Genomic DNA, 25,930 nt, shown 5'->3' on the forward strand with positions numbered 1-25,930 from the left:
CGTGACCGCGCGGGTCAGCACCGATGCCGACGAGATCGACCCGCAGGCGGCACCGTCGATCCAGGAAATTATCCGCCGATGCTTCCTGACACATGGCTTCGAGCAGCACATCAGCAGCGCGTCGGCGAGCCCGATATTCGTTCGACGCAAGCGTTCTGCATGAATACCGTTCGGGGCTATGCCACCCGCCACTGGATCGACGAGCGCGATCGACACGATACGCCTGCGACCGCTGCGGGCGTCGGATGAACGAGCTATCCGGACCGCGCATCAGGCGATGGCCGACCAAGACGACTTCGGTTTCGCCCTCGGCCTGACATCGACTATGACCTGGCCGCAGTACCTCTCCGCGTTGGACGACTATCGCCGCGGAGTCAACCTGCCCCAGGGCATCGTCGCAAGCACTTTCTTGGCTGCCACCTTCGACGATCAAGTGGTCGGGCGCACGGCGATCCGACACACCCTCAACGCGGCTTTGCGACGTCGAGGTGGCCACGTCGGATACGCCGTCCTCGCTCAGCATCGGCGCCGCGGTTATGGGACCGCCATCCTCGTGCACAGCATCACCATCGCCCGCGCGCTCGGCATCGAGCGCATCCTCGTCACCTGCGACGACACGAACGCCGGCTCACAGCGGATCGTCGAATCCTGCGGCGGAGTCCTGGAATCGGTCGAACCGTGGACTGATGGCACCTTGTTCCGGCGGTACTGGATCGACTGAGGAACGAGTACAGGTTCACCGCATCACGCAATCTCGGTGGTCGGCTGCCGGCGGTCAGAACATGTCGACAACCCACACCTCAAAGTCGACCAGGGGATTGCTCGGATTCGCGGGATCGGCGATCCGGTGCTGCTGGATCACCGTGCCCAGGCTCAGGATGTCGGCACGGGGCGTCTTGAACAACTCCTGGTTCGAGCCGTAGGTGAAGCGGCATCCACCGACCAGAGCCGATTGGGCGATCCGCCGGATCTCGTTCAACGTCACCTCGCTGAGCGGCGAACTACGTACACAGATATCGCTGGCGCATCCGTTGACCAATGTTGAGGTCATCGGTCGACCGCTCGCATGCTCGGGTTCGGTCGCGAAGTCTGTGAAGCCGAGGTAATCGGTCTCTCCCTCGCCGTAGATGTTGATCTTCATTGCGGTACCGATGGGATTGATCGGGCTGCCTAGATGCTGGGCGCGCCCGTCTGGCCCCGGGTTGACCACTCGCGGTGGGGTCGGACACAGTTGGTGAGCATGCGGCAGACCCGCCTCTGTCGGCGAGACGAAGCTGGTGGGCAGTGGGGTCGACTTCTCGAGGACGTCGATTTCGTCGTCGAGACTCTTGATCGTGCCCTTGCCGACGATGCGATCAGCTGAGTCCTGGCCGGGGGCCAAAATACCGCGCGCGTTCTTGTAGTCCTCGACCGCGTCGCCGGTGTCTTGTCCGAAGCGGCCGTCGACATCGAGACCGGCATCGTCGAGCTCGTTGAGCGCGATCTGGATCCGCCGTACGTGCTCGCCGATACCGTTGATTCCCGCACCGATATGCGCGGGATCGGAGACCAGGCAGTTCTCGAGCTGTTGGTCGCGGTCCGGGGAGGTGAACAGCATGCTCTTCAGGCCCATGGTTCGTATCCTTTCGATGCGCTGGTCAGCAGTGAACCCGCGGTGTCAGTGAGAATCCGTTGCGGATTGATCACGGCAAAGTGGCTGGTCGCCCGATTTGGCGTCAAGGCGAAGGGTCACGGTGGTTCACGATCATCGGGACCTCCCACTGGCGTGCGGCGAGGGCCGATGCGATCGAACGCTAGCGCGCTCAGCCCGGTGGAACCCGAGTAGTCCGCTACGCGAATTCAGGGTCCATGAGCGTCGTGCACCGCGTCGGCGAACTTCGCCGTACCAGCAGAGACCACTTGTCGGACTACGTATCTTCGCTGGTGCTGTGATTGAGCTTGCTCTAGTCGCGAGCACGGAGGGAAGAGGCCGGAAAGCCGGTTGCCAGGGCGAGTACGGCGAGTATCTGCGTCACACCGCGCACCGGCTGCCAGTCGCCCGCAGCCGGCGGGCTTGCTGACCGGACGCGATCTCTTGCCTTGTGCGGCTGGAGGTTGAGCGGTCCGAACTCATCGACGCATATGACCCGGCCGTCCATCGGCGGGTTGTCGTACAAGGCCAGGACGCGGTGCATCTCGGCGATGAGGTCAGGATCGGTGGCGGCCAGGCGGGGCTCGAATGCGACGAAAGCCGCTGAGGGAAGCGGTATTCGGGCATACCAGCCCGTGCGCGGGGTCCTGCGGCGTTGCCGTTGTGCGCATGCGAGACTCGTCGCGATGCTCACCTATTTTCAAGCGACTGTCATCGGTGCCGTGCAGGGAGTCACCGAACTGTTCCCGATCTCGAGCCTCGGGCATTCGGTGTTGGTTGCGGCATGGCTCGGAGGTGATTGGCAGAACTTGGTCAGCCCGGGCGAGTCAGCCACGGGCACACCGTATCTGGCGTTCGTGGTGGCCTTGCACGTAGCGACAGCTGTGGCACTGGTCGGCTACTACTGGCGGGACTGGTGTGCCATCGTGACGGGTTTCATCACCACGTTGCGGACCGGGCGCCGCGACACTGTCGCGCAGCGGTTGGCGTTGCTGATCGTGATCGCCACCATTCCTGTCGGTGTCCTCGGGCCGTTGCTGGAACATCCACTGCACGCACTCTTCGCGGCACCGCTCTGCGCCGGCATCTTTCTGATGCTGAATGGTGTCGTGCTGATCGTCGGTGAGGGATTGCGCCGCCGCAATGAGCCGTCGCTGGCGGAATACGGGCGACGGTTCGCCCGACGGGAGGCCCTCATGAGGGTCCTCACCGCGCAAGCGCAAACCCGCCGCCAATCCGACCGGCCACTGGCCGCCCTCGGCATCCGAGATGCCGTCGGTATCGGCTTCGCTCAAGTCGGCGCGTTGCTGACCGGGTTCAGTCGGGCGGGTCTGACCATGGTCGGCGGTCTGTGGCGCGGTCTCGAATACAAGCATGCGGCCAAATTCGCTTTCCTGCTTGCGACTCCGGCGATCCTGGGTGCGGGGGTACTGGAGATACCGGAGCTGATCGGACCGGAGACCGACGGCATCCGAGGGCAGGTGCTGGTCGGTGCCGTTGTATCCGGCTTGTCATCGTGGCTGGCCGTGCGGTTCCTGGAGCGGTACTTCCAGACGCGCACTCTGCTGCCGTTCGCGGTTTACTGCGTGGTCGCCGGGTTGCTCTCGATCGTCCGCTTCAGCTGAAGTCTCGAGCTCCGCCCGCTCCCGTCCATCTATCGCTGTGGTACGACCGAGCCTCAGCCGAGCCGCCTCGCGAGGCATATCGACGCCCCGATCCGGTGTCACAACTAGCTACCGACGTTTGCTCATGCCGCGATAGGGTCGCGATGTGTTTTCGTCACCGCGTCAACCGATTCAGGTGCGCTCAGCGGACGTAGGGAGCGAGGAACCAGGCGACGGGTATGGGCATAGACGACGGCGTTCATGGCCCTGAACACCTGGCCGCCGTCGCCACCGCCGAGCTCAACGGCCCGGCCCACACAAAACGCTCGGCTGGGAAACCCCAGCCGAGCGTTTCGCTGATCTCGTTGCCACCAACAACTAGCGGCGGTGTCGCAACAACCCCTCGAATCCGCCCGATGGGCTCCGGGGTGTCTCTGGTGATGCTCGTCTATCAGCGGCACCGGCCTCGCGGCCGGGCAATCGGAATGACGAACTGGAAGGTGCGAGTCAGAACGAGCAGTCCGCTGGACGTCCTGCCCAGCCGCCCTTCAGGAATCGGATCACGGCACAGAATATGTCCTCCGACAACGATCCGATGGGCGCCGCGGTCGACGCCGCGGACGACGCCGCGACGTTCGGTGCCGCAGCGGGTTCCGCGGTTGCCAGCCCTGCCGGTGTGAGGAGTCCGGCCGTCACAGCGGCAACAACGATGAGCTTCTTCATCTGGTGTCCTGTTCTTAGGGGGTGTCGATCGCGAGCCATGGTTTCATATTCGACCGATCACAGCGCGCGGATCGGAGATGGCCGGAACTCACCCACCCCGGTCGGTGACGCAGGCGGCGGGTCAGGTCAGGGTGTGATGGCGCCGACGCGAGAGCGGCGGGAAGGCATCTCCCGCACCGGCATTCGCCTGGATGAGCGATTGCCTCCACGCACTGGCGGTCATCGTCAGCCACTCCCGCACCAGACTTCAGGGCAGTCCTCACTTGGCGTCCCAATAGCACTCCACCACCGCTGTCGTGAACGGAAACCGCACGGGTGTCGACCCAAAAGCGATCCGGCCCGCGGTCTCTGCCGCCATTGCGATCGTTTCGGCGACCGTCGTGGCCTCCTCCGTCGGGCAGTGCACGATTACCTCGTCGTGCTGAAAGAAGACCAGTTCGGCATGGAGCCCGGCGCTGGTCATCGCATGACGCACGCCCGCCAGCACCAGCAGGGCCCAGTCGGCGGCGCTGCCCTGCACCACGAAGTTACGGGTGAAGCGGCCACGAGCGCGCGCCGCGGAGGTGCTGCCATACCCGCTGAAATCCTGCTCCTGCTGTGTTGGGTCCGCCTCGTCGGGTGATGCGACCGACGGCGGCGGGCAGGTGCGCCCCAGCCAGGTGCGCACCAGGCGGCCCTCTTCGCCGGCGCGAGCCGCGTCGTCGACATACGCCACTGCGGCCGGATAGCGGCGGCGCAGTCCGGCCATGTGCGTGCGGGCGTCGCCGGAGGTCTGGCCGTAAATGGCGCCCAGTAGGGCGATTTTGGCCTGGGCGCGGTCGCCGCCGAAGGCGCGGACCGCCAGATCCGCGTACAGATCTTCGCCGCGACCGGCCACCTCCATCAGACCTGGGTCGCGGGAGACCGCAGCGAGTACTCGCGGCTCGATCTGGTCTGCGTCGGCGACTACCAGACACCATCCCGGGTCCGCGCGTATCGCTCGACGGATCACCTTGGGGATCTGCAGCGCGCCACCACCATTGGTGGTCCAGCGGCCCGAAACCGTTCCGCCGGGCAGATATTCGGGACGAAAGCGGCCGCCGTGTACCCACTGCTCGAGCCAGGACCAGCCGTGTGCGGTGTACAAGCGGTACAGCGATTTATAGGCCAGCAGCGGCGCCACCGCGGGGTGATCGATCTGCTGGAGCTCCCATTTCCGGGTGGAGGACAACGAGATCCCGACGCGGGCGAAGGCTCTGACGATGTCGTGGGGCAGGTCGGGTCGGACCCGCACACCTTCCCCGAAGGCCCGCGACACTTCGTCGGCCAACTCCGCCATCCGGCGCGGTTGCAGCCCACCGGGGAAGCGCTCACCCAGCAGTTCGTCCAGCAACTCGCGGTGGACGTCCGCCCGCCACGGGATCCCGGATCGCGACATCTCCGTGGCCACCAGCATGCCCGCCGATTCGGCGGCGAGCAGCAGCCGCATTCGCTCCGGATGTTCGGTCTTCGCCGTACGGGACAGCTGTCCCGCGTAGACCTCCAGTAGGGCATCGAATTCGTCCGTGCCGGGTGGCAGCGGTACCGGGCCCGACTCGAACAGCGACGGCTGGGTCTCGGCGGCCCGCGCGGGCGTATCCGGCGGGACGGGCAGGTTGTGCAGTCGTGCCCAAGCGGCCGCCAGCGATCGGGCCTGGCCCGACTGGCCCTCCTCATGGCCGATCAGCAAGGCCTCCGCGGCCTGCACGTCGTAGCACCGCTCGACCCGCACGCCTGCCACAACCAACGCGCGGTAGATCTCGGCCGTAGATCGCCAAACCCACCGCTCGACCTCCGGGCGTGAGCGCACCGCCTCGGCGAGCGAGGACTCACGCACTACTGGTCCGGCGGGCCGACCGTCCTGATCGAGTGGACACAGACGCGCACCTCCGTCGTCCGTTTCCGCCACCGCCCATCTCACGCCCCTGAGTCTTGCACCGGGGACATCGGCTTCGACATCTACCTCGGCGGCGGCCTCGAGCCGACCGAACAATCCTTTCGTTCGCCCGGGAGCCAGCGGGCGCACAGTGAACGGCCCGATGACGCGTGGCCGATCCGAAGCCAGTGAACCCGCGCATGAGCGTCGATCGGCCCGAGGGGCGGTGGCTTGGATGAAGGACAGGTGCGGCGGCCGTGGTGGGGCTCAGAATTCACGGGCCCGACCCACAGCCGGATTCGTGTTCCGCGTCCCCGATCGCGGACTCACATGGGCATGCCCGGGAACAACATGTTCCACATGCCCCTGAGCATGTTCATCATCTGCATAAACATCTCGGGCATTACACTCACCTCCTCACACACGGCCCGCTATTTGCTGGTCATGGTCGGCCTACCCGTGATCACCGGGAACATGCGCGCCACGGCGGTCCGGTGGCGATCCGGTCACACCGGCGACCTTCGCCACGCTTCGACGGCGTGTCAGAGTGCGACAGGCCAACCCTCTCGCCATCAGTAACCCTGCGGCAGTCGCCACTCCAGCGGCCCCTCTGGTGCGACACCACGGCATCATTGCCACGATGGGCATCGCTATAACGGGCCGGCGCAAACTCAGCTCGAATGTCTCGAGCCGGCAACCGGTCGCCACGGAACCCGCGCCCACAGCCATATAGGCCATAGTGGACGCAACGGGAAGGAGGAGTGATGACCGAGACCGACCCCGGCGACGGCACGGAACCGGAAGCGATCGCGATCGCGAAACCGATCACCTGGAAGGCGCTCAGAGCCCAGCCGCCCGGCGACGCCGAACGCGAAGCCCTGCAAACGAGCTTGGTCGGCCAGGCCCGCATGGTGCAGCGCAACGGCTGGGACGATTACCGCCGTGCGTGGTCCAGTGGGGAGGTGGCCGGCGTTGCCTACCTGCTCGGTGACGCCACATTGCTCGCCGAGCTCGACGAGACCGAGGGCACGGTGCTGAGCCGGTTCGCTGGAGACCTGTTCGGATTCAATGGTGCCGGCAAGGACATCAAGGCCGGGTTGCCCGCCACTCAGGCATGGTTCGCCGCTGCCCGCGCCCAATTGCGCGACTAGTCCCTCTGATCCGAAAACGACTGCGGTTCGCAGTGCCACGGGGTCCGTTGACGGATCGGCCAACGAAAAATAGCTCTTGCGGTCGCGCATCGCAGGCGACAGGAGGGTGGTGCGAACCAATCCCACAGCCACAACGAGGGGGCAGTATGGGGATCTTGCTAGCCGCGGCCCGCGTTGCGGGCCGTGCCGCGGTGGGCGGGCACCGTGGCGGGATCTTCCGGCCAGGCGTGTTTGGGGTAGCGGCCGCGCAGGTCGGCGCGGACTCGAGGCCAGCCGGTGCGCCAGAAGGATGCCAGATCCGCGGTGACTGCGATTGGGTGTTGCGCGGGCGAGAGCAGGTGCAGCACGATCGGGACGCGGCCATGGGCCAAGCGTGGTGCGTCTGTCCAACCGAAAACTTCCTGCACTTTGACCGCGAGTACCGGCGGGTCGGTCGAGTAGTCGAGGCGGAGGCGACTGCCGGAGGGGACCGCTAAGCGTTCCGGCGCCAGTTCGTCCATATGGGCAGCGTCCGGCCAGGGCAGCAGGCGGCGCAGTGCTGGTCCGGCGTCGATGCGTTCGAGGTCGGCGCGGCGACGGGCGGTGGCGAGTTCGGGGCCGAGCCAGGTGTCGGCGGCGGCGAGCAGTGACTCGTCATCGACCGGCGGCCAGGGGGCACCAAGGGTGCGGTGCAGGAAGTCGAGCCGCTGACGTAAGGCGATCGCATCGGAATCCCAGCGCAGCAGACCGAGTCCGGTCGAGCTCAGTCCACGACGCACCGCGGCGCCGAGCAATTGGCGATCGGGATCACGAATCAGCTTCTCCGACAACATGATCGCCCCCAATCGTTCAACCCGCCTGGCAACCACATCGCCGTCGATCCAATCCACCTCGTCCACGGTCGTCAGCAGACTTGATGCGGCACGGCGGGCCAGTTGTTCATCGGCGACCGCGGCCAACCGTATCCACCCGTCGGAACGACCGGGATCGCGCGTCGCGACACCGACCGCCAGCCACTCCGCGTCGCCTATTCCGGAGCCTGGCGGCAGCGTCACCGCGGTGCCGCCGACCATGAGATAGCTCGCCGACCCCGGGCCGCGGCGTCGCGCCAGCCGCTCCGGATGAGCCAGTGCGACCACGAAAGCCGGATCGTCGACCCCGTCCGGCGCCTCGACCAATCGGGCCAGCCGCTCGACCTCCCGCCGCCAGCGCACCGGCCGCTCGCGCCGCAGCACACGCAGACCGGCCGTGAGATCAACTCCAGAGGTAAGGGTGTCGTCGTCGAGGACGGCGGCGACTTCCGCGGCCGCCCGCCCACCGACCTCGGCCGCCCCGTCCAGCAACGCGCGCGCCAACCGAGGATGCAACCCGATCCGGGCGATACGCCGCCCACGGTCGGTCACCTCACCGTCTCGGTTCACGGCCCCCAACGCGCGCAATACATCCCGGCCTGCAGCCAACCCACCGGGTGGCGGAGCATCCCACCACGCGAGGCCATGGCCATCGACCGTGCCCCAACACGCCAGTTCCAACGCCAACCGCGTCAGATCCGCAGTCCGAATCTCCGGCTCCGGATAGGCAGGAAGCGTGCTGTGCTCATGTTCCGGCCAGCATCGCCACACCCGCCCAGGACCCTCACGTCCGGCGCGCCCGGCGCGCTGCTCGGCCACCGCCGCAGAAACTCGAACTGTCGCCAGCCCGGACAACCCCCGTCCCCGATCGATGCGTGGCACCCGAGCCAGTCCCGAATCCACCACCGCTCGCACCCCGGGCACTGTCAAACTGGACTCCGCCACCGCCGTGGACAACACCACTCGCCGCCGCTGCCCGGGCCGCAACGCATTGTCCTGCCCCGCAGCGGAAAGTCTGCCATGCAACGGAACAACGTCCACGCCATCCACACCGTCCAGAAGTGCTGTCGTCCGGCGGATTTCGGCTGCCCCGGGCAGGAAGACCAGCACATCACCGTCAGTTCCGGCGAGCGCGGACCGGGTGGCGCGGGCTACCTGCGCTTCGACCCGCTCGCGTGGCAACGACGGAACGTAGGTCATATCCACCGGATATGACCTACCCCGAACCGGCACCACCGGCGCCGCACGATCCTCACCCAGCAGCACCGAAAGCCGTTCAGCCGCAACAGTCGCTGACGTCGCAAGCACCCGCAGATCCGGCCGCAACCCAGCCCGAGCATCGAGCAGCAACGCCAACAACAGATCCGCGTCGAGATGCCGCTCATGACACTCGTCGAGCACAACCACATCAACCCCAGCCAACTCGGGATCGCCCTGCAACCTTCGCACCAGTAACCCTGACGTGACGACCTCGACCCGAGTCTCCCGCCCTACTCTCCGATCCCCTCGCACCGAGTACCCGACGGTCTCCCCCACCGACTCCCCCAGCAAAGCAGCCATCCACCCGGCTGCGGCGCGAGCCGCCAACCGTCGAGGCTCGGCCACCAGCACCCGCCCCGCAGTCCCCGACGCCAACGCCAACGGCACCAACGTCGTCTTTCCGGTCCCCGGTGGCGCGACCAGCACAGCAGTTCCGCGCTCGGCCAACGTCTCGACAATTCGATCGAGAACGCCACGGACCGGTAGATCAGGTAGCTCGGGCAGTTTCATTACCAACCAGTCTGCGGCCTCGGCTCCGATCAACGGCGCCCCACCCGCCGGACGGACTGCGATAGGACGCTCCGCATCGTCCGAACGCAGAGAAGCCCCGGTCAGGTTGTTACATCCCCTGAACACGGGATCTCCAGGTCAGGGCCGACACAATCGCGCCGAGAACCTTGATCTTCCAGCTATGGGAAATCACCAGCGACGGGCTGTCTTGGCAACCGCAGAGCCCGCCGGGCCGGGGCCGGGTGAAAATGCTGGGCTGACCGTCGGATCGGTGCGGATGTACGGCATCGATCCGGACACCGGCAAGGTGCGATGGACAACCGATGTCAGCGAACTCCTCGGCTGCCGTGAGCAGGTATTCGGCGGACAGCTCGCCTGCCACGGCACGCCGCGGGGACACCCGCGTCCCCGCGGCGGCCAACTCGGTGCGCCGGACACCACACCTGGCCGGTCTGATCGGCGCTCAGGCGTTGGCACCGCTACGCCCGGGAACGGCACGGGGAACGCTGGTCGAACTACTGCGGCTGCCGTAATGACCGCACCGACATCTGCGCTCCGCACACGCCGTGACCGTCGTGTTTCTGACAACTCGCACCGCCGGTGGCCGGCACATCCGCATGGATAACGATCCGCCGAAGCGCCTCGAGGCGGCTATACAATCCGCGGATACGGCAATATGCTGCCACTCGTGTCGGATTTGCGGATCAGTGAGGTTGCGGCGTTGATGGGTGTCAGCGATGACACCGTGCGGCGGTATATCGATCAGGGTCGACTGACCGCAATCCAGCTGGAGAGCGGCCGTAAGGGCGTGAGCGGCCGCGAGCTGGCGGAATTCCTGCAGGCCAACGCGGAGACCCCGGAGCCGGGAATCTCCGTGGCGGTCTCGGCGCGGAATCGGATGCGCGGGATCGTGACGCGAATCGTCAAAGACACGGTGATGGCGCAGGTCGAGATGCAGGCCGGGCCCTTCAGGCTGGTGTCGCTACTGAGCCGGGAATCGGTCGACGAACTCGGCCTCGAGGTCGGCAGTGTCGCGGTCGCGTCGGTCAAGTCCACCCATGTCGTTGTTGAAGTCCCAGAAAGTTGATGAGGATGAGGATGATTCGTTCCCTGAGTGCGATTGCCCTGACCGGCACCGTCGCGTTGACATTGATCGGCTGCGGATCGGATATATCGTCCGACCCAGCCCCCACCGACAAGATCTCCGGAACAGTGACCGTGTTCGCCGCCGCGTCGCTGACCGAGACCTTCACCGAGTTGGGCAAGCAGTTCGAAGCCGCGCACCCCGGCGTCAAGGTCGTCTACAGCTTCGGCGCGAGCTCGGCACTGGCCGAACAGATCAAGCAGGGCGCACCGGTCGACGTGTTCGCGTCGGCGTCGCCGAAGAACATGCAGCAGGTGGTCGACGCGGGCGACATCACCGCGAAGCCGGTAACGTTCGTGCGCAACCGCCTCGAAATCGCGGTCCCCAAGGGCAACCCCGGCCATATCACCGGACTCCCCGATTTCGGCAAGACCGAACCGAAGATCGCACTGTGCGCCGAACAGGTGCCCTGTGGTGCCGCCGCCAAGACTGTGTTCGAGGTCGCTGGTGTCACCCCACAACCCGACACCCGTGAGGCCGACGTCAAAGCAGTGCTGACCAAAGTCACCCTCGGCGAGGTCGATGCAGCACTCGTCTACCGCACCGACGTCAAGGCCGCCGGCGACAAGGTAGAGGGCATCGACTTCCCCGAGGCCGACAAAGCGATCAACGACTATCCGGTCGCGCCGCTGGCCGAAGCGCCGAACTCCGCGGCCGCCGCCGCATTCGTCACGTTCGTCGGGTCCGACCGAGCCCACGCGGTGTTCACCAAGGCGGGATTCGACAACCCGTGACCTCGACGTCGACGCGGCGACGGACAGCACGGGGGCGACGACCGCTCATTCTCCTGCTGCCCGCCGTCTGCGGCGTGGCGTTCCTGTTGCTGCCACTGGCCGGTCTGCTGCTGCGTGCGCCGTGGCACAGCATGCCCGATCGGCTTTTCAGCGCCGAAGTAGGTCAGGCACTACGTCTTTCGCTGGTGTGTGCGAGCGCTGCGACGGTTGTCTGCCTGGTGCTCGGCATCCCCTTGGCGTGGCTGCTCGCTCGCGGCGAGTTACCTGGGCTGAGGTTCGTGCGAGCTCTGGTGACAGTTCCGCTGGTGCTACCCCCGGTTGTCGGCGGCGTCGCATTGCTGCTGGTTTTGGGTCGACGCGGGATCATCGGCCGCCATCTGTACGAATGGTTCGGCGTCTCACTGCCTTTCACCACCGCCGGGGTGGTCGTGGCCGAGGCATTCGTGGCAATGCCATTCCTGGTCATCTCCGTCGAAGGTGCACTGCGCGGCGCCGACCCGCGCTACGAGGAAGCCGCCGCCACTCTCGGCGCATCGCGCTGGCTGACCTTCCGTCGGGTCACCCTTCCCTCGGTCATGCCAGGCGTGATCGCGGGCGCGGTGCTGTGCTGGGCCCGCGCTCTCGGTGAGTTCGGTGCCACGATCACCTTCGCGGGCAACTTCCCCGGCAAGACGACAACCATGCCGCTGGCGGTATACCTCGCCTTGGAGACCGATCCCGAGGACGCGATCGTGCTCAGCCTCGTCCTGCTCTTCGTGTCGGTGGCTGTGCTGGCGGCGCTGCGGGACCGGTGGACGCGAGGTGCGATATGACCCTCGATGCCGAAATCCGTGTCACCCGAGACAAATTCGAACTCGACGTCACCGTCACCGTGGCAGCCGGCGAAGTCGTCGCGCTGCTGGGGCCCAATGGAGCGGGCAAAACCACCGCGCTGCGAACGCTGGCCGGGCTCACCCCGCTCACCGGCGGCCGCATCCGGCTCGACGACAACGTCTGGGACACACCGCCGAAGCTGTTCATCCCCGCCGAGCGACGCGCGGTCGGCGTCGTTTTCCAGGACTACCTGCTGTTCGCGCACATGTCCGCCCAGGACAACGTCGCCTTCGGGCTGCTCGCCCGCGGGCAGCACCGCCGCGCGGCCCGCGACCGCGCCGAGTATTGGCTCGACCGTGTCGGCCTCGCCGAGCACCTACACGCCAAACCTCGCACGCTCTCCGGCGGTCAAGCTCAGCGGGTTGCGCTGGCCCGTGCACTGGCGACCGACCCGCAGTTGCTGCTGCTCGACGAACCACTCGCCGCGCTGGACGCGAGTACCCGTTTGCACGTTCGCTCCGACCTGGCCCACCATCTCGCCGAGTACACCGGGCATACGGTGCTGGTCACCCACGACCCGCTCGACGCGATGGTGCTCGCCGACCGCCTCGTCATACTGGACAAGGGCGCCATCGTCCAAGAAGGACCGCCCAGCGAAGTAGCGCGCCGACCACGCTCCGACTACGTCGCAAATCTGGTGGGCCTCAACCTTTATCGCGGCACCGCCCACGGCAATACAGTCGACCTCGACGATGGCGGCGCACTCACCGTGGCCGAACCAGCCCAGGGTGCGGTCCATGTCGCGTTCCCGCCCAGCGCAGTGAGTCTGCATCTCGAACAACCCGCGGGCAGCCCGCGAAACGCCTGGCCGGTCACCATAGTCGGGCTCGAACAACACGCCCACACCACCCGAGTCCGCCTCGACGGCTCGCCATCCGTTCTCGCCGACGTCACCCCCGCAACCGTCGCCGATCTGCGTCTGCAGACGGGAGCACCGTTGTGGGCCGCGCTCAAGGCCACCGAAGTCCACACCTATCCAGCGTGACGCACCCCCGCCACGTCGGATTGAATCGGAGACGAACCACGAACGGGTACAGAGGATTCCGGGTGCAAAAGCTAGCCACCGAAACTCCACAGCTGCGCGCCGATCGCCCAGCTGTGGAGTCCGGACCGATCATGTCCTCACCTGATCGCGGCCACCATTGCGTCGCTGATCGACCGCCACACCACACCCACTTCGAGGAACCCCGCTTCCTTCAACTGCAGGCAGTGCCACGCGGCTGGATGTTCCTCGCCCCCGCTGTGCCGGTCGAAAATCGATCGGCTGCCCTCGTGCTCCTCGGCCAAGGCATGGTCGCGAGCCACCGTTGCCCACCACTGATCCCAATCCAGCGCACCCGCGGCACGGGCGCGTTCCTGATGCGCGTCCTGAACAGCCGCATCTATGGCGTTGAGCATGGGAGTCTCCGGATCAGGCATGTGATCGGCATTGACGAATACCCCACCCGGCCGAACCAGCTTCGCCAGATCGGCATATAACCGCGTCACATGTTCACTCTTCATCCAATGTGTCGACGTCGTGGTCAGTACGGCATCGAATGGCTCGTCCTGCAAAAATTCCATCCAACCGGGCTCGGTCAGATCAGCCGTCAGAAACGTAATCCGTGGATCCCCCTGGAACGATCCCCGCGCAATCGCCAGCATCGTCGGATCCACATCGACCGCGACCGATCTCGCTGCTGGAAACCGCGCGAACAATCTCCGACTGATAGTGCCTGTCCCACAAGCCAAATCGAGAATATACGGTGTCGGCCCCACTGCGGCCGCTACCACATCCAGCATCACCCGGAACCGTTCCTCGCGTTCAGGTAGATACAGCTCCTGCTGCTGATCCCAACTACGCTGCCACAACTCCCAGTCCACAACGCCTCCGTATCCAGAATGAACGTCAGACTTGCCGAATAGTGGTATGGCACAAACTTCGAACTGGCCTTCGCCGTATCGCTCCGATTCGATCAGCGCCGCACGGGGCCAGGGTCGTGGCGGCCGAGTCGGCATCGTCGACCAGCACGCCCACTAACCCGCCCGCGCCAACGCCTGTTCGCCTCCAGCACATGGCGAGAGTGCGCTCAGGCCGCGCCCGCTGATACAGCGCGCGCGATCCAAGAACTGTTCATCGTCGAGACCTCTCCTTCACGGTGAGAGAGCAAACGCAACAGATGTTCGCCAACGAAGATATGCCACCCCCGACCCCGAACCGCGCATATCCGGTCACAGGTCGTGGCGGATTAGAGCATCGAGCGATAAACGCCGGCGATAAATTGCCCGTAGGTGGAGTCTCAACCGATTACAGAATCGGTACACGGCACACTGGGCACGCTCGATTCAGCCCGTAGGAGGCCGGGTGGGGCTCGGATGCGGCGGACCGTCGACCACTGCATAGTCGTACGGAACTCGACTGCCTTGAATGGCGGCTTTCGTTCAGGATTCGAGCGTCCGGGCCGGCCCGCGTGCGTTTCAAGTACTCCGGTACCCGCGCCGACGTCGGATCCGTGGCCCAGTATCGACTTACGACATCGTCGTAGCGTCGATGTCGCTTCCGAGTCACTCGGCCGTTGGTGGAGATGAGGTTCCTCGCGGCCGTGCGGACTCGTGCATCGAAGTCGTTGGCACGGCACAACTATCACCGATGGGCTTCATCCGAACATGACATGGGGCGCGCGATGGGCAATGCGAACGGATCCGGGCAACACCACAATTCGGCGCGCCGACAGCACGCAGCTGTTCGCCACACTCTTACGGGCGGCGCTCGCACTGCGCGCAGGAGACGTCGTATCGTGCTCGATCGCCTGCGATCGCGAGTCCGACAGCCGGAGTCGTCGGGAGGCAACACCACCCGACGTGTCACACGGAACTACCCGAAGAAAGTCGATCCATCATGGACACTGAGATCAAGATCAACATCGCAGGCGACTTCGAGCGGTCGCGTGAGATTCTGCGTCTACCGAAAGGCAAACCGCGACGTGTGCGGTTCCTGGAGATCACCAGTGGTCACAGATCATTCGTTCCGCTCCTGGACGCAGGGATCATCCTGCGGTTGCGCAGCGAGAAGAACTCCGACGAATCGAACGTCAAGCTGCGGCCGTGCGTACCGGATCAGCTGGTAGGGCGTTGGACCGCGAACTTCCACATCGATCCGGACTTCAGCTACAAGGTCGAAGGGGACTGGTCGGGTGCGAATCACGTGCTGGCTGCCTCTGCTGTAGCGAAACTCCAGCCAGGCCTCGCTGACCGCGTTGCCGACGGCAATGCCGATCCGACCACGGTCTTCGGCGACATTCAGCGTCAGTTCCTGGCACAGTGCGGCGAGATACCCGACGCACTCCAGCAAGAACTAACTGTGCTCGGCGCGATCGAGGCGACGAAATGGCGGGACGTACCACTCGAAGGATTCGACGTCGGCGACGTGAACGCCGAGCGGTGGATCGTCAACGGATTCGACTTCCTCGAGCTATCGATCCGTGTCGCCGATGGCAACGATCCGGAACCGGTACAGCGCAATTTCGAGGCGGCTGTAGGAGGTACCGGACTGTCGATCAGCGATGTCCGGGAGAGCAAGACCCGGATCATCCTCGAAAGCCTTGCGGAGTCCGCAAGCCGGGTCCACTAGAACGGTGTGGTGAAGCCGCGCCACGGCCGGCTCGACCGCGCAGACGTCGGCGAATGGGCAGCCCACCACGGGCTGACCTCGGCCGCATGGACCTCACACCGGTGCGTCCAGCGGGAGCTGATCCGCCGTTCGTTCGGCGCGGGAGGCGACTACAGCAACGAAGTCGCCGATGCGGTGTGCACTCTCCGCCATCGCATTCCGCCGAGAAGTCGAGTACCGACTACTCGTGTGCGGTCCGAGGTTCGAGCGCACGATCTACCTGACGCGAGAACAGTGCGAGCCCTCTGCCCATTGTTGGACATCCCGACAAGCGTCGACCTGGCACGCGAGCGTCCGGCGCGTGCTCAGGCAATGAGCGAATGCGAGGTGCGACATGGGCCTGAGATCGAATCGCTTCTCCGGCGATCCGGTGTTGGAGCTGTGTTCAACCGGTTCCCACCGGATGATGGAGCCCGAGGAAAACCTTTCCGTCATGCGGGTGCAGGAAGCTTTGCGCAGGTTGGGCAAGGACTCCGGGATACTCGACGGCATCTTCGGCGCCCAGACCGGCGCGGCGGTCACCGAATTCAAGCACGAACAGCACCTGTCGCCAGAAGATCCGGTCGTAGGTCAAGGCACGTCGGGCAAGCTGGATGAGTCGATGTTCAACGATCCCGTCGTCCGGGGTGACGCCGACGTCGGTGAGCTCGCTGGGTTCGTCGCCGAGCATCGAGTGGAACCCTTCGTAGGATTGGAACTCGCGCCACTGGTCCGGGCGCCGTTCAACAGCCAACAGCACGATCTCGGCTTCTCGATGCTCGACAACCTCACCTCCGGCAACTGCCTGGCCATCGTCGCGGCCAGCCGGGCCCGCGGTGTGAACGATCCTCGAATACCAACCGATTCCATCGATATTCTCGCCGGGCTACCCGAGCGAGCATCCGGTGTCACCGTGTCCTTCGCCGACTCCGATGGTCGGCAACGTAGCGCAATCTCCCTGAGCGACAGATTGATTCGTGGCCGCAAATTCTTGACCCACCACCCGGACGGACGGCGAGCGAAGGCCAGCTTCCGTGGCCAGCTCTGCCACGAGCTGACGCACATGCGCAACGAGGGCGCGAACGTGGAGTTCACGCCGACCTTCGATACCGACACCTTCCTCGATCCCCACCTCGCCGCGAGCCTGTCGGGGAACCCCGCGACCCGGACCGCCTTGGTACTCATGCACTTCGTGAACGAAATGAACGCCCGCCACGTTACCTGGATCATCGAGCAGGAGGACGCAGGCGATCCCTTCACCGCGAAGTTCCTGCCGCCGGCCGAACTGTGCGAAGCCGCATTCTTCTACTTCGCCGAGACCGACCCGGAATTGTTCTTCGACAACGGCTACATCGCAAAGATTGTGCAGAGCGGCCATGAGCCGACCTACCAGCAGATCGGCTTATGGCTCCGCCGAGCCGCCGAACTGACCTGCAGTAGCAAGCCGGAGCAGCAGGAAATCAGTGCGCAGCTGTTCCTCGACGCCGCCGACGCGGCAGAGTTCGTCGCCGCCAACCCGAACGAGCCCCGTCCTTACGGCAGGGGCCTGTTCCCCGGACCAGGCGACTTTCATTAAGTCCTGAACCATGAAAGGAACCGTCATGCTCGAGGCAGTGCAAATCTTCTGGTCACCCAGCGGGACCAGCATGCCGTCGCTCGATCCGAAGGCGTTGGTGGACATTCACGATGGCGACACACCGAGCATCCGGATGCCCGTTCGGATGCTATCGATCGACACACCGGAAATCACCGCCGGTTCACCACAAGGCGCGATGGCGGTGGACGAGAAGTTCACTCAGCTCGCAGAGTGGATCCAGCAACGGCCGACCGACGTACCGGTGTCGCGCCGGTTCGCCGATTTCCTGCTCCCCAAACTGTCCACCGGCAAGGCAGGAACCATACAGTTCGCCCAGGGCGCGCAGGCAGCGGATTTCGCCAAAGCCAATGCCGCCCAACGATTGACACGACCTGACGCGACCCTGCGAACACTGTTCGTGCACACCGCGGACACCCCCTTCGATGGCAACGGACGGCTACTCGCCTACCTTGCTCCGAACTACTCGAAGCAGGAACGGGCGACATTGACCCGCGAGCAGCGCTCGACGTTCAACCTCGACATGGTGCGCGCGGGCTGGGCCGCGACGTTCATCATCTATCCATCGATCCCCGGCGAGCTCGACTTGCCCCTGTTCCTCAGCGCCGCCGACGAAGCGGTCACCGCCAGACGCGGAATCTGGGACGAGCCGACAACTATGCCCGCGTACGAATACCGTTGCGTGGAGAGGCTGTACGCGATCACCAAATCGATCATCGTCGACAAGAAGCCGGTACCGGATCCTTTCGCCTGGCGCGACCGATACTGCGCCGACATGCGGACGCGAGTGCTGGTCGGCCCCGAGGACTACTTCGACATCGACCCCACCTACCGGCTCTTCTTCTGGCCGACCGACGTCCGCGCCGCCGTCAGCAGCCTGAACCTGACACCTTCCCCCAGGCTGGTCGGTATCCGATAGCCGGCGTCGCGTGCCCCGACCGTGGTCGTCGGGATCATCGAGATCGGCCATGACTCCGATCCCGCCTCGGCCTTGTCACGATCGCCGAAGAGGATGTGTCCCTTGCGTGACGTTGCCCGGGGAGTCCTACATTCTCCGCAAGTGATTCTGGAATCTCACGAAGATCGGACTCACCAACATTCCCGTGTAGCGTCCGGAAGGTACCCAATCCAGAGCCGTACGGGGGCGACACATGAAGGTCCGCACGTCCCATCCGATTGTGGACGCCGTACTGGATCGACATTGCCGAAAGCTCGGCGATGCGTTGCCGGTCTATCGCAATCATGTACTCCGCAGTCTGAACTATCAGCAGTTGCTGTTGGGCGAGCCGGTGCCCGACACGGCGGCACTGGCGTGGGCCGCGCACGACTTGGGCATCTGGACCGCCGGGACCTTCGACTACCTGAAGCCCTCGGCGGATCTGGTGACCGAACACGCCGCCGAGTTCGGAATCGACGACCTCGACAGCGCGCGACGGATGGTCCTCGACCACCATCGTCTGCGCCGCAACGACGACCGATTGACCGAAACATTCCGTATCGCCGACCGAATCGACGCAAGCGGTGGACTGTTGCGCCGCCCGGTGACTCGCGCGGATGTCAAAGCTGTCGTCGCGCAGTTGCCTTACCTCGGCTTCCATCAGTTCCTCGCCCGCCGTGTCATCACCTACGCGCTGACTCATCCCACCCGTCCGCTGCCCATGGTCCGCTGGTAGATCGACCCGAACGCCACCAAGGAATACCCGACGTGAGCACACGGGAATCCTTCAGCGACGGAGCAACTCACGCGTATTTCGCGCCGCCGGGGTACGGAAAGCCTCTCGAAGGGTGGCCGCCGATGGTTGGGGCCAATCGGTCGACAGCGTGAGGAGCCGGACCTACCCGCGCTGAGGTTCCGAGTCGACCGCGAGACCGGAGATGAGCTGCTCGATCACCGAGCCGATGGCCGCTGTGTCCTCAGCATCACCTTCGGAGTGCGCCAGGTATTGGGCGGCCTCGTCCAGTGCGCCCACGATGACCAGCGCGAGCGGCCGCACGGGCTGGGTTCTGATGCGTCCCGCAGCGATCGCCCCGGCCAAGGCGTTCTCCACCAGACCGATCGTGTGTCGCAGTTCGATCTCCCGCCAGCGGCGCCATCCGAGTACCGCAGGCCCGTCCAGGAGCGCGATCCGTCGCACTTCTGGACTTGCCGACGCCCGCAGCCACGCCAGGCATCCCACGATCAGATCGGCGATCGGATCATCGGACTGCGACTCGGCGACCGCGGCACCGATCACCTCGACCAGACTGCGTTCGAGGTCCTCGAACACCGCCTCGAACAGATCCCGCTTTTCGCTGAACTGGTGATAGAGCGCACCACGACTGACACCTGCGGTCTCGGCGACCGCGACCGTGCTCACCGCGCCATATCCGTACTGGCCGAACAGTTCTCGCGCGGCACGGATCACCGCGGCGCGCGTCGACGACGAGCGCTCGGCTTGGGTTCGACGATCAGCGTTCATAGCGACGTTGAAGTCTAGGGCAGCACCGAATCCCTCTTCGATCCGAGCTACGTCACCCCTTGACCAGCGATACCACCATCCTGGAACATACAGTCATCCTGTTTGTATCTTAGAAGGATTTCGGATTATGTCCGCTACCACCAAAGATCTCTTCGAGCGCTACCACGCCTGCTGGGCCGACCGTGACCCCGACCGCATCGCCGACCTGCATACGCCCGACTCGATATTCCACCTGCACTCCGGCAGCAAACCCGCTCGCGGGCGCGCCGAGATCCGCGCCGCGGCCGCGGAGACCTTCGCCCTGGTCCCAGACCTGACTTTCCACCTGGTCAACCTGCGGGTCGGCGACGACTTCTGGGTGGTCCAGTGGCGACTGTCAGGCACCTCGGCCACCGGCGGCACCGTCGATGTGGACCTCGCGGATGTGGTGCTGATCGAGGGTGGCGCGGTGCGGGAAAAGCACTCCTATGTCGATGGAGTGGCGATGCAAGCCGCGCTGGCCGCTCCCGCTGATCTCACCTGAGCCGGCAGAGCTCGAAGGCGCATTCCGCACACCCACATCTCGAAGCGCGGACCGAGGAGGTGGCGATTACCGCCCGCGACCGTGGGCCACCCCGATCGGCACTGGACCCATCATTCGTTCGGCCTGTGCGCCGTCAGAACGTGATGCCTACCGCCGCCGATGCGTCGATGATCTGCACCGCGAATCCAGACAAGAATCCCGGGGCCCCGGGGTTGGGCAGGCCACGTTGGGCGAGCAGTCCGACCACTTGGTTCTGCTCGTTGATGACGAGAGAACCCGAATCGCCGCGATCGCAGAACGAGGGCGGATCCGTCGGGCGTCGACGAATCTCGTATCCGATAGCACGCGTGCCCCTTCCGAGGATCTGCAGGCCCGTGCTTGTCACCCGCCCGAAGGTGAGTTCGGTGGTCCTACCGCGTTTGCGGACGATATCGTCGCCCTTTGCCCTCGCCATCCCGGAGTAGGTGCCGATGTCGACGATGTTCGCCAGCACGGGTTGGTCGACGGTGAATACGGCGATGTCTTCGGGTTCCGAGAAACGGAACAGCCTGCCGATACGGCGAGAACCGGGCAATGGCGCTTCTGGCTGCCGGATGGGGTCACCTTGATGGACCTCCACGTCGCCGCTTGCGATGACATGCGCGCACGTCACCCCTACCGGGGGGCCGGGAAACAACGTGTCATTGGCCAGGCCGCCGAAGGTACCGGCTCCGGCCTGGATCTCAGCCGCTCCGTGGGCCGCCGCGATCGAGATGCCGCCGATGAGCGGATTCCGTGCAGCGGTATCGATGAGTGGAGCGAGGTCCCGCTCAACGAGCGTCACCGCTGCCGCCACCGGTGATATCAGCCCTTGTAGCGCGACAGGCACATCGCTCAGGTCGCGCACGAGCACCCGGATGACGACATCGTCGGTCAGCTCGAGGTCCTCCTCTCGGTAACCGATGTCGACCCCGACGACTCCCGGAAGGAAGGGCAGCGCATCCTCGAGCACCGCCGTCAGGGCTTCCTTCGCGGCCAGCATTTCGGCAGAGATATCCATGGCTGCCTCCGTTCTGGTTGGTTCGGCCTGTGCCCAGGCGTCGAGCAAGTCCCGCCCGGCGCGCTCGACGAGGAACGACATCGAGGGCAGGTCGGCTTCGAATGCGTTCTGCCAGACCACGATGAACTGTTTCGCCGAATCGTGGCGAGAATTTCCTCGTAGTGCAGAACCCGTTGGGCAACGGGAATACCCGCCTCGGCGATCGCCGGGACAGCACCGGCGGCCTCAGGATCCATTGAGGCGCGAGCCGCGGCGTAGGTTGACGCGACGTTTGCCGCTCGCGAGGCGTCGCCTGCGTCCTCGACAGCGGTAGGAAGTTGATAGGCGCAGTACAGAATCGCCGCCTCGAGGAGGTTCGCCGAGTAGAACATCCGGCCGAAATCAAATCCGGCTTCGCGGAAATCATCCGGCCCCTCGACAGCGGCAATCGATAATGCGATGTGCGGAATAGAGCCGAACAGCGGGAACGAGGTGCTGGTGTCCAGGAGCGCTTGTTCGAGAGCCTGTTCCATCGTGAAATCGGCGGCGCGCAGGGCGGCATACGGAGTTGGAAAAGACATCGCCTGTTCCTTCGGTGAAGGGTTGCACTCAATATCGGCCACCGGCCGAGCACTGTCGCGAGTAACACCTACCTGTATTGCATGCGCCTGCTCCTCGGATGCGGCTGCCACGCTCACGGTCGGCACTGACGCCGTCGGCGACACCGAGTTGGCCGCCGTCGCCGGTCAGGGGAACGGGCTGCTGTCCCCGGCGGCCCGAAGATCTTGCTCAACTACCTGCCCGTTCGGCCTGCGGGCAGGGATCGCGTTGACCGATGAACCCGCCATGCCCGCGGAGGCCGACAGCTTCGTGTGCCCGTTTCCGGGCCGGTGTGATCCGCGGACCGATCCGCGGCGGCCATTCCATCGCCGCTGAGCTCGGCATAGATCTCGACTCCGGCGCTACCGCCGGTCTGCGGCAGGCGCGCCGCTCACCGGCCGCACCCCTTTCGCCGCGGCTATTGCGCCGACACCGGAGGTTCGATGGATTCCTTGCCACCCCTACCTGCAAGATACCGCGCCCGATCGGGCAAATTCTGCCGTACCTGGATATAACGGTTCTATAAATCACAACCAGGAGATTCATCCTCTCCGGCTTGCCGGCAGCACATGTGAAAGGCTGACATTTCCCCGGCTGGAGCCTCGACAGCACATATCGGTCACGAATCGGCATCGCCTATGTGTTCGATTTTCCGTAATGCAATTGGGGTTTCCTCCAAGCTCTGCATCTGAGAAGCTTTCCGCAACTGGAGTTATCTATAGCTATCGCCATCGGTTGTGATGCTCGCCCGGATACCCCGATCGCCTGCATCACGACGCACGAAATCACGCCGTCCACGGCCCACGTGAACAACGATGCCCGCAGATCACCCCTCGGCCGACCGGAGCGGCCCACTTGGAGAACATCATGGTCACCAGAGCTTCCAGCCATTCACTCGATGCCTTCACCGTCATCGGCGGACCGAACCGGGCCAGTGCCCGCAGTCGCCGAGTGCTGCAGCAGCGCAGAATCGATGACGAGCTCGCACCGCTGGGAATACCAGCTCTGGCACTCGGGATGGTGCTCACCTGTGCTGGGTTGGCCCTCCTGCCGCTGATGACAGGGTGGGCCGGCGACTACGGCCCATTGATGGTCTACACCGCCTATATCCTGTATCTGAGCCTCACGGTAGCGCTGAGCGTGTGGGGTGTGCGCCGGATCCGCGACCACCGCAGATCCGTGTACTACATCAACAATGCAGCGCAGAGCGCCCACAGTCGATGATGAAAGGCCCCGTGACCGGCAGCCTGCCTACCACCGGCGGCGGCACGGGCAGTGGTGGCAGTTGACGCGCCAGTTCTCCGGTACCTCTGATCGGCCGCGAGCTCCAGCTGCCGGATCACCCTCCTGCAGGAGGTATTCCCAAATCCGGCAGCCAGGGTGAGTCCGAACATCACGAAGGAACACCGCTGCCGCTCAGGACAAGCCGGCAACTGCTGATCCGGGAGCGATCGGTCAGGAGAAAGACCAGCAGGAAAGCTCTGCCAGCCTGATCTCGGCACTGGCGACCCAGATTGTCAGCGATTTCTGCGTTGCTCCCGCAACCTGGCTGCGAGCCGCGGCGCACCGAGCCTTGGCAATAGTGGTGCGCCACACCCGACTTCGTGCTCCCCATCGGCAGCGGACAAGGTGACATCGGGTTGGGGTGAGAAGTGGGCGTGACATTCTATTATTAGAGGTCCACCGTGTCATCAAGACGTGTTCGGTTATGCCACAATTGAATTCACGGTCGCCGCAGCCTCGGCCCGCGGATTTTGTCTTAGTTCTCGATCCGTCGCGGCACGTGTGTTCAGTGATGGTCAGCGAAGTCGCGCAGGAGCGTGTCGGTGATATCGGGCTCCTCGAGCATGGGGGTGTGACCGCAGTCGAGGATCTCGATCCGAACGTTCGGGACTCGGCGGTAGTCCTGGAAGGACGATGGCTGCCACCGCCGATCTCGCGAGCCGAAGATCACCATTGCCCGCAGGCCGAGATCGGCGAGCCGATCCGGTTCGGACCGTTCTCTGAGGTACGTGTCCGACGCGTCGGACGTCGCAGTCAGGCTGCGGTAGGTCATGCCTCGGACGTCGGCGACGATCTGGTCGGGGATGTGTACGTCGCGGGTGAATGCGGTGCCCAGAGCACTCCGAATGGCGGCATCCGGGAGCAGCGGCCACAAGGGTTGTCCTATCGACGGGATGAACAGCAACTCGCCTGCCGGGCCGTTGTCGGTGAACGCATCCAGGCGCGGACCGGTGTCGATCAGCGTGATTGCGTTCACCAGGTCGCGGCGCTGTTCGGCCAGCGACGTCGCCACATAGCCGCCGGTGGAATGCCCGACGACCATCGCGTCGCGCACGCCGAGTGAATCGAGCACAGCCCCGACTCGGCGCGCCTGCTCGGCCATGGCGTAACCACTGTCCGGTTTGGCCGATCTGCCGTGCCCGAGCAGGTCGATTCGCACCACGTACAGATGTGCCGATGCGGGCATCACCTGGTCCCACCATGCGGCCGATCCGGCCAGCCCGTGCAGCAGCACCACCGCGCGTGCGTTGGGTGTCCCGCTGGAGACAACATGGATGTCTCCGTCCGGAAGGTGCACCATTTGTTCCTGGGAATCGTGCGGTGTGGCGGCCGAGACACCTACCGTGTTGCCGATCAGCAGTGCGGCCGACACGGCGACGATCATCAGCCCGATGTGTCGCCGCCGACTCGACGTTGCGGCGTCGATGGTCTCATCCAATGGGTCCTCCTTCGATTAATGCGTGATGCCACCAACCCTGCTGGGCGACAACGAGATAGGTCTTGAAGAAATGTCAGCGCCTGCGGCAGGCGTGAACCGCTCATACAATCGGCGTATGGCCTGGGAGATCGCACGACCATCGCGGACACCCGCACTGCGCGGCGTCGATATGGCCGGCTTCCGTATTCACGGTGACGGCCCGGCGCAGCTGAGTGCCATTCCCCATCCGGCCGTCACGGTGGTCGTCGAGTTCGGTGACCACTGCTTCGATGTCCGCGACTCGTCAGGCCGAAGTCACTCGGGCAGCCTGGCCCTCGGTCTCTCCGGCAGCGCGGCCCCGGTGCGCTTCGAAGACATCGCGTGTGTACAGGTGCGCCTGTCACCGGTGGTCGCACCCGCCGTCCTCGGGTTCCCGCTTGCCGAGTTGAGCGGGAACGTTGTTGGACTCGATGATCTTTGGGGTCACGACGCAGCGCGCCTGCTGGAGCGCCTGCACGAGATGCACAGCTGGCATGAACGATTCGCACTGGTCGACACGACGCTGTCGGCACGGTTTCGAGACGACCTCCAGGTCGACCCGGAGGTCGCCTGGGCGTGGCGCCAAATCACTATCAGCCGAGGCCGATTCCGCGTCGAGCACCTTGCCGCTCGGGTCGGGTGGAGCCGCCAACGGCTGTGGTCACGCTTCGGCACCCAGATCGGCCTGACACCCAAGCGCGCCGCCATGCTGGTTCGTTTCGACCACGCCATGCACCGATTGGTCCGGGGCCATTCACCCGCTCGAGTGGCGGCCGACAGTGGTTACGCGGACCAGTCCCATCTGCACCGCGACGTCCGCGCGTTCACCGGCACGCCCCCCGCATCCGCAGCCGGCGAACCATGGCTCGCGGTGGACGACAGGGCCTGGCCGTCGAGCTCGGTCGGCTGAGCGAACGTTGCAGTCCGTCAGGGCAAGCGGGGCCAGGCGAAGGCGGTTGATACTCCGGTCGTCGATCAGGACCTGGCGTGACGAGCGTCGTCCTCGGCGAGGGTA

25 protein-coding genes are annotated in these 25,930 nt (G+C 65.1%); 16 read left to right on the forward strand and 9 right to left on the reverse strand.

The features are described from left to right. Position 1 precedes the first annotated feature (1 nt). On the forward strand, positions 2 to 163 hold the full coding sequence (locus AB0M74_RS02225; protein WP_364900615.1) for a hypothetical protein: 162 nt from the start codon (positions 2 to 4) through the stop codon (positions 161 to 163). A 15-nt stretch (positions 164 to 178) separates the two neighbouring features. Continuing rightward, positions 179 to 721, forward strand: coding sequence for a GNAT family N-acetyltransferase (locus tag AB0M74_RS02230; protein ID WP_364900617.1), 543 nt, complete (start codon positions 179 to 181; stop codon positions 719 to 721). A gap of 54 nt (positions 722 to 775) precedes the next feature. Here AB0M74_RS02230 and AB0M74_RS02235 read toward each other — a convergent pair whose 3' ends face one another. Next, the gene (locus AB0M74_RS02235) at positions 776 to 1,612 is read right to left on the reverse strand and encodes a peptidoglycan-binding domain-containing protein (RefSeq protein ID WP_364900618.1); all 837 of its coding nucleotides are present in this window, start codon (positions 1,610 to 1,612) and stop codon (positions 776 to 778) included. Positions 1,613 to 2,316: 704 nt separating this feature from the next. Between AB0M74_RS02235 and AB0M74_RS02240 the strand changes: the two genes are divergently transcribed. Beyond that, a complete protein-coding gene (locus AB0M74_RS02240; protein ID WP_364900620.1) occupies positions 2,317 to 3,255 on the forward strand; it encodes an undecaprenyl-diphosphate phosphatase in 939 nt (312 codons plus the stop codon). A gap of 486 nt (positions 3,256 to 3,741) precedes the next feature. Here the strand turns inward: AB0M74_RS02240 and AB0M74_RS02245 are convergent, their stop codons facing one another. Together AB0M74_RS02245 and AB0M74_RS02250 are read right to left on the reverse strand one after the other, a co-directional pair. Next, entirely contained in the window at positions 3,742 to 3,957 is a 216-nt protein-coding gene (locus AB0M74_RS02245; protein WP_364900622.1) for a hypothetical protein, read from the reverse strand. Between the two features lie 259 nt (positions 3,958 to 4,216). Then, on the reverse strand, positions 4,217 to 5,896 hold the full coding sequence (locus AB0M74_RS02250) for a bifunctional 3'-5' exonuclease/DNA polymerase (protein WP_364900624.1): 1,680 nt from the start codon (positions 5,894 to 5,896) through the stop codon (positions 4,217 to 4,219). Between the two features lie 719 nt (positions 5,897 to 6,615). Between AB0M74_RS02250 and AB0M74_RS02255 the strand changes: the two genes are divergently transcribed. Next, positions 6,616 to 7,002 carry a hypothetical protein gene (locus AB0M74_RS02255; RefSeq protein ID WP_364900626.1) on the forward strand — a complete coding sequence of 129 codons (387 nt, stop codon included), beginning with the start codon at positions 6,616 to 6,618 and terminating at the stop codon, positions 7,000 to 7,002. A 158-nt stretch (positions 7,003 to 7,160) separates the two neighbouring features. Here the strand turns inward: AB0M74_RS02255 and hrpB are convergent, their stop codons facing one another. Then, the gene (gene hrpB, locus AB0M74_RS02260; protein WP_364900628.1) at positions 7,161 to 9,602 is read right to left on the reverse strand and encodes an ATP-dependent helicase HrpB; all 2,442 of its coding nucleotides are present in this window, start codon (positions 9,600 to 9,602) and stop codon (positions 7,161 to 7,163) included. Positions 9,603 to 9,925: 323 nt separating this feature from the next. Between hrpB and AB0M74_RS02265 the strand changes: the two genes are divergently transcribed. The 5 genes from AB0M74_RS02265 (at position 9,926) to AB0M74_RS02285 (ending at position 13,338) form a co-directional block, all read left to right on the forward strand. Next, complete coding sequence (locus AB0M74_RS02265; RefSeq protein ID WP_364900630.1) at positions 9,926 to 10,135, forward strand: hypothetical protein; 210 nt, start codon at positions 9,926 to 9,928, stop codon at positions 10,133 to 10,135. Between the two features lie 155 nt (positions 10,136 to 10,290). Further along, positions 10,291 to 10,689, forward strand: a complete 399-nt coding sequence (locus AB0M74_RS02270; protein WP_364900632.1) for a TOBE domain-containing protein — start codon at positions 10,291 to 10,293, stop codon at positions 10,687 to 10,689. Positions 10,690 to 10,700: 11 nt separating this feature from the next. Continuing rightward, complete coding sequence (gene modA / locus AB0M74_RS02275) at positions 10,701 to 11,480, forward strand: molybdate ABC transporter substrate-binding protein (protein WP_364900634.1); 780 nt, start codon at positions 10,701 to 10,703, stop codon at positions 11,478 to 11,480. Next, positions 11,477 to 12,292 carry a molybdate ABC transporter permease subunit gene (modB, locus tag AB0M74_RS02280; protein ID WP_364900636.1) on the forward strand — a complete coding sequence of 272 codons (816 nt, stop codon included), beginning with the start codon at positions 11,477 to 11,479 and terminating at the stop codon, positions 12,290 to 12,292. Before modA ends, modB begins: the two co-directional genes overlap by 4 nt. Continuing rightward, positions 12,289 to 13,338: an ABC transporter ATP-binding protein gene (locus AB0M74_RS02285; protein ID WP_364900638.1), complete on the forward strand. Its 1,050-nt coding sequence runs from the start codon at positions 12,289 to 12,291 to the stop codon at positions 13,336 to 13,338. The genes modB and AB0M74_RS02285 overlap by 4 nt, the downstream gene beginning before the upstream one ends. A 137-nt stretch (positions 13,339 to 13,475) precedes the next feature. Here AB0M74_RS02285 and AB0M74_RS02290 read toward each other — a convergent pair whose 3' ends face one another. After that, entirely contained in the window at positions 13,476 to 14,351 is an 876-nt protein-coding gene (locus AB0M74_RS02290) for a class I SAM-dependent methyltransferase (protein WP_364900640.1), read from the reverse strand. An 880-nt stretch (positions 14,352 to 15,231) separates the two neighbouring features. On the opposite strand from AB0M74_RS02290, the gene AB0M74_RS02295 reads away from it, so the two are divergent. The 4 genes from AB0M74_RS02295 to AB0M74_RS02310 all read left to right on the forward strand — a co-directional run bounded on the left by AB0M74_RS02295 (position 15,232) and on the right by AB0M74_RS02310 (position 19,248). Then, on the forward strand, positions 15,232 to 15,963 hold the full coding sequence (locus AB0M74_RS02295) for a hypothetical protein (protein WP_364900642.1): 732 nt from the start codon (positions 15,232 to 15,234) through the stop codon (positions 15,961 to 15,963). Between the two features lie 373 nt (positions 15,964 to 16,336). Beyond that, positions 16,337 to 17,557: a peptidoglycan-binding domain-containing protein gene (locus AB0M74_RS02300; protein ID WP_364900644.1), complete on the forward strand. Its 1,221-nt coding sequence runs from the start codon at positions 16,337 to 16,339 to the stop codon at positions 17,555 to 17,557. A 25-nt stretch (positions 17,558 to 17,582) separates the two neighbouring features. Beyond that, positions 17,583 to 18,494 (forward strand): thermonuclease family protein, encoded by a 912-nt coding sequence (locus tag AB0M74_RS02305; RefSeq protein WP_364900646.1) that lies wholly within the window; start codon positions 17,583 to 17,585, stop codon positions 18,492 to 18,494. Between the two features lie 232 nt (positions 18,495 to 18,726). Continuing rightward, a complete protein-coding gene (locus tag AB0M74_RS02310) occupies positions 18,727 to 19,248 on the forward strand; it encodes a hypothetical protein (protein ID WP_364900648.1) in 522 nt (173 codons plus the stop codon). Positions 19,249 to 19,410: 162 nt separating this feature from the next. Here AB0M74_RS02310 and AB0M74_RS02315 read toward each other — a convergent pair whose 3' ends face one another. Next, entirely contained in the window at positions 19,411 to 20,034 is a 624-nt protein-coding gene (locus tag AB0M74_RS02315) for a TetR/AcrR family transcriptional regulator (protein WP_364900650.1), read from the reverse strand. Positions 20,035 to 20,161: 127 nt separating this feature from the next. On the opposite strand from AB0M74_RS02315, the gene AB0M74_RS02320 reads away from it, so the two are divergent. Further along, positions 20,162 to 20,557, forward strand: a complete 396-nt coding sequence (locus tag AB0M74_RS02320) for a nuclear transport factor 2 family protein (protein ID WP_364900652.1) — start codon at positions 20,162 to 20,164, stop codon at positions 20,555 to 20,557. Positions 20,558 to 20,690: 133 nt separating this feature from the next. Here the strand turns inward: AB0M74_RS02320 and AB0M74_RS02325 are convergent, their stop codons facing one another. Both AB0M74_RS02325 and AB0M74_RS02330 read right to left on the reverse strand, forming a co-directional pair. After that, positions 20,691 to 21,596, reverse strand: a complete 906-nt coding sequence (locus AB0M74_RS02325; RefSeq protein ID WP_364900654.1) for a hypothetical protein — start codon at positions 21,594 to 21,596, stop codon at positions 20,691 to 20,693. Continuing rightward, positions 21,554 to 22,198, reverse strand: coding sequence for a hypothetical protein (locus AB0M74_RS02330; protein ID WP_364900656.1), 645 nt, complete (start codon positions 22,196 to 22,198; stop codon positions 21,554 to 21,556). The genes AB0M74_RS02325 and AB0M74_RS02330 overlap by 43 nt, the downstream gene beginning before the upstream one ends. Positions 22,199 to 23,042: 844 nt before the next feature. Between AB0M74_RS02330 and AB0M74_RS02335 the strand changes: the two genes are divergently transcribed. Beyond that, the gene (locus tag AB0M74_RS02335; protein ID WP_364900658.1) at positions 23,043 to 23,399 is read left to right on the forward strand and encodes a hypothetical protein; all 357 of its coding nucleotides are present in this window, start codon (positions 23,043 to 23,045) and stop codon (positions 23,397 to 23,399) included. A gap of 565 nt (positions 23,400 to 23,964) precedes the next feature. On the opposite strand, the gene AB0M74_RS02340 is transcribed toward AB0M74_RS02335, so the two are convergent. Then, positions 23,965 to 24,897 (reverse strand): alpha/beta hydrolase, encoded by a 933-nt coding sequence (locus AB0M74_RS02340; RefSeq protein WP_364900660.1) that lies wholly within the window; start codon positions 24,895 to 24,897, stop codon positions 23,965 to 23,967. Between the two features lie 115 nt (positions 24,898 to 25,012). Here AB0M74_RS02340 and AB0M74_RS02345 point away from each other — a divergent pair, with 115 nt between their 5' ends. Further along, a complete protein-coding gene (locus AB0M74_RS02345; RefSeq protein ID WP_364900661.1) occupies positions 25,013 to 25,825 on the forward strand; it encodes a helix-turn-helix domain-containing protein in 813 nt (270 codons plus the stop codon). The last annotated feature ends 105 nt before the right edge of the window (positions 25,826 to 25,930 follow it).

This window comes from Nocardia sp. NPDC051463 (assembly GCF_040681975.1).
Lineage (GTDB): Bacteria > Actinomycetota > Actinomycetes > Mycobacteriales > Mycobacteriaceae > Nocardia.

What these genes read in the sequence shown, in the direction of transcription:
- AB0M74_RS02235 (WP_364900618.1), bottom strand. Translation starts at nt 1,612, where the DNA reads ATGGGCCTGAAGAGCATGCTGTTCACCTCCCCGGACCGCGACCAACAG.
- AB0M74_RS02240 (WP_364900620.1), top strand. Translation starts at nt 2,317, where the DNA reads ATGCTCACCTATTTTCAAGCGACTGTCATCGGTGCCGTGCAGGGAGTC.
- AB0M74_RS02325 (WP_364900654.1), bottom strand. Translation starts at nt 21,596, where the DNA reads ATGGATATCTCTGCCGAAATGCTGGCCGCGAAGGAAGCCCTGACGGCG.
- AB0M74_RS02295 (WP_364900642.1), top strand. Translation starts at nt 15,232, where the DNA reads ATGGACACTGAGATCAAGATCAACATCGCAGGCGACTTCGAGCGGTCG.
- AB0M74_RS02320 (WP_364900652.1), top strand. Translation starts at nt 20,162, where the DNA reads ATGTCCGCTACCACCAAAGATCTCTTCGAGCGCTACCACGCCTGCTGG.
- AB0M74_RS02265 (WP_364900630.1), top strand. Translation starts at nt 9,926, where the DNA reads ATGTCAGCGAACTCCTCGGCTGCCGTGAGCAGGTATTCGGCGGACAGC.
- AB0M74_RS02335 (WP_364900658.1), top strand. Translation starts at nt 23,043, where the DNA reads ATGGTCACCAGAGCTTCCAGCCATTCACTCGATGCCTTCACCGTCATC.
- AB0M74_RS02310 (WP_364900648.1), top strand. Translation starts at nt 18,727, where the DNA reads ATGAAGGTCCGCACGTCCCATCCGATTGTGGACGCCGTACTGGATCGA.
- AB0M74_RS02290 (WP_364900640.1), bottom strand. Translation starts at nt 14,351, where the DNA reads ATGCCGACTCGGCCGCCACGACCCTGGCCCCGTGCGGCGCTGATCGAA.
- AB0M74_RS02245 (WP_364900622.1), bottom strand. Translation starts at nt 3,957, where the DNA reads ATGAAGAAGCTCATCGTTGTTGCCGCTGTGACGGCCGGACTCCTCACA.
- AB0M74_RS02255 (WP_364900626.1), top strand. Translation starts at nt 6,616, where the DNA reads ATGACCGAGACCGACCCCGGCGACGGCACGGAACCGGAAGCGATCGCG.
- AB0M74_RS02315 (WP_364900650.1), bottom strand. Translation starts at nt 20,034, where the DNA reads ATGAACGCTGATCGTCGAACCCAAGCCGAGCGCTCGTCGTCGACGCGC.
- AB0M74_RS02305 (WP_364900646.1), top strand. Translation starts at nt 17,583, where the DNA reads ATGCTCGAGGCAGTGCAAATCTTCTGGTCACCCAGCGGGACCAGCATG.
- AB0M74_RS02345 (WP_364900661.1), top strand. Translation starts at nt 25,013, where the DNA reads ATGGCCTGGGAGATCGCACGACCATCGCGGACACCCGCACTGCGCGGC.
- AB0M74_RS02300 (WP_364900644.1), top strand. Translation starts at nt 16,337, where the DNA reads ATGGGCCTGAGATCGAATCGCTTCTCCGGCGATCCGGTGTTGGAGCTG.
- AB0M74_RS02230 (WP_364900617.1), top strand. Translation starts at nt 179, where the DNA reads ATGCCACCCGCCACTGGATCGACGAGCGCGATCGACACGATACGCCTG.
- hrpB (WP_364900628.1), bottom strand. Translation starts at nt 9,602, where the DNA reads ATGAAACTGCCCGAGCTACCTGATCTACCGGTCCGTGGCGTTCTCGAT.
- modA (WP_364900634.1), top strand. Translation starts at nt 10,701, where the DNA reads ATGATTCGTTCCCTGAGTGCGATTGCCCTGACCGGCACCGTCGCGTTG.
- AB0M74_RS02285 (WP_364900638.1), top strand. Translation starts at nt 12,289, where the DNA reads ATGACCCTCGATGCCGAAATCCGTGTCACCCGAGACAAATTCGAACTC.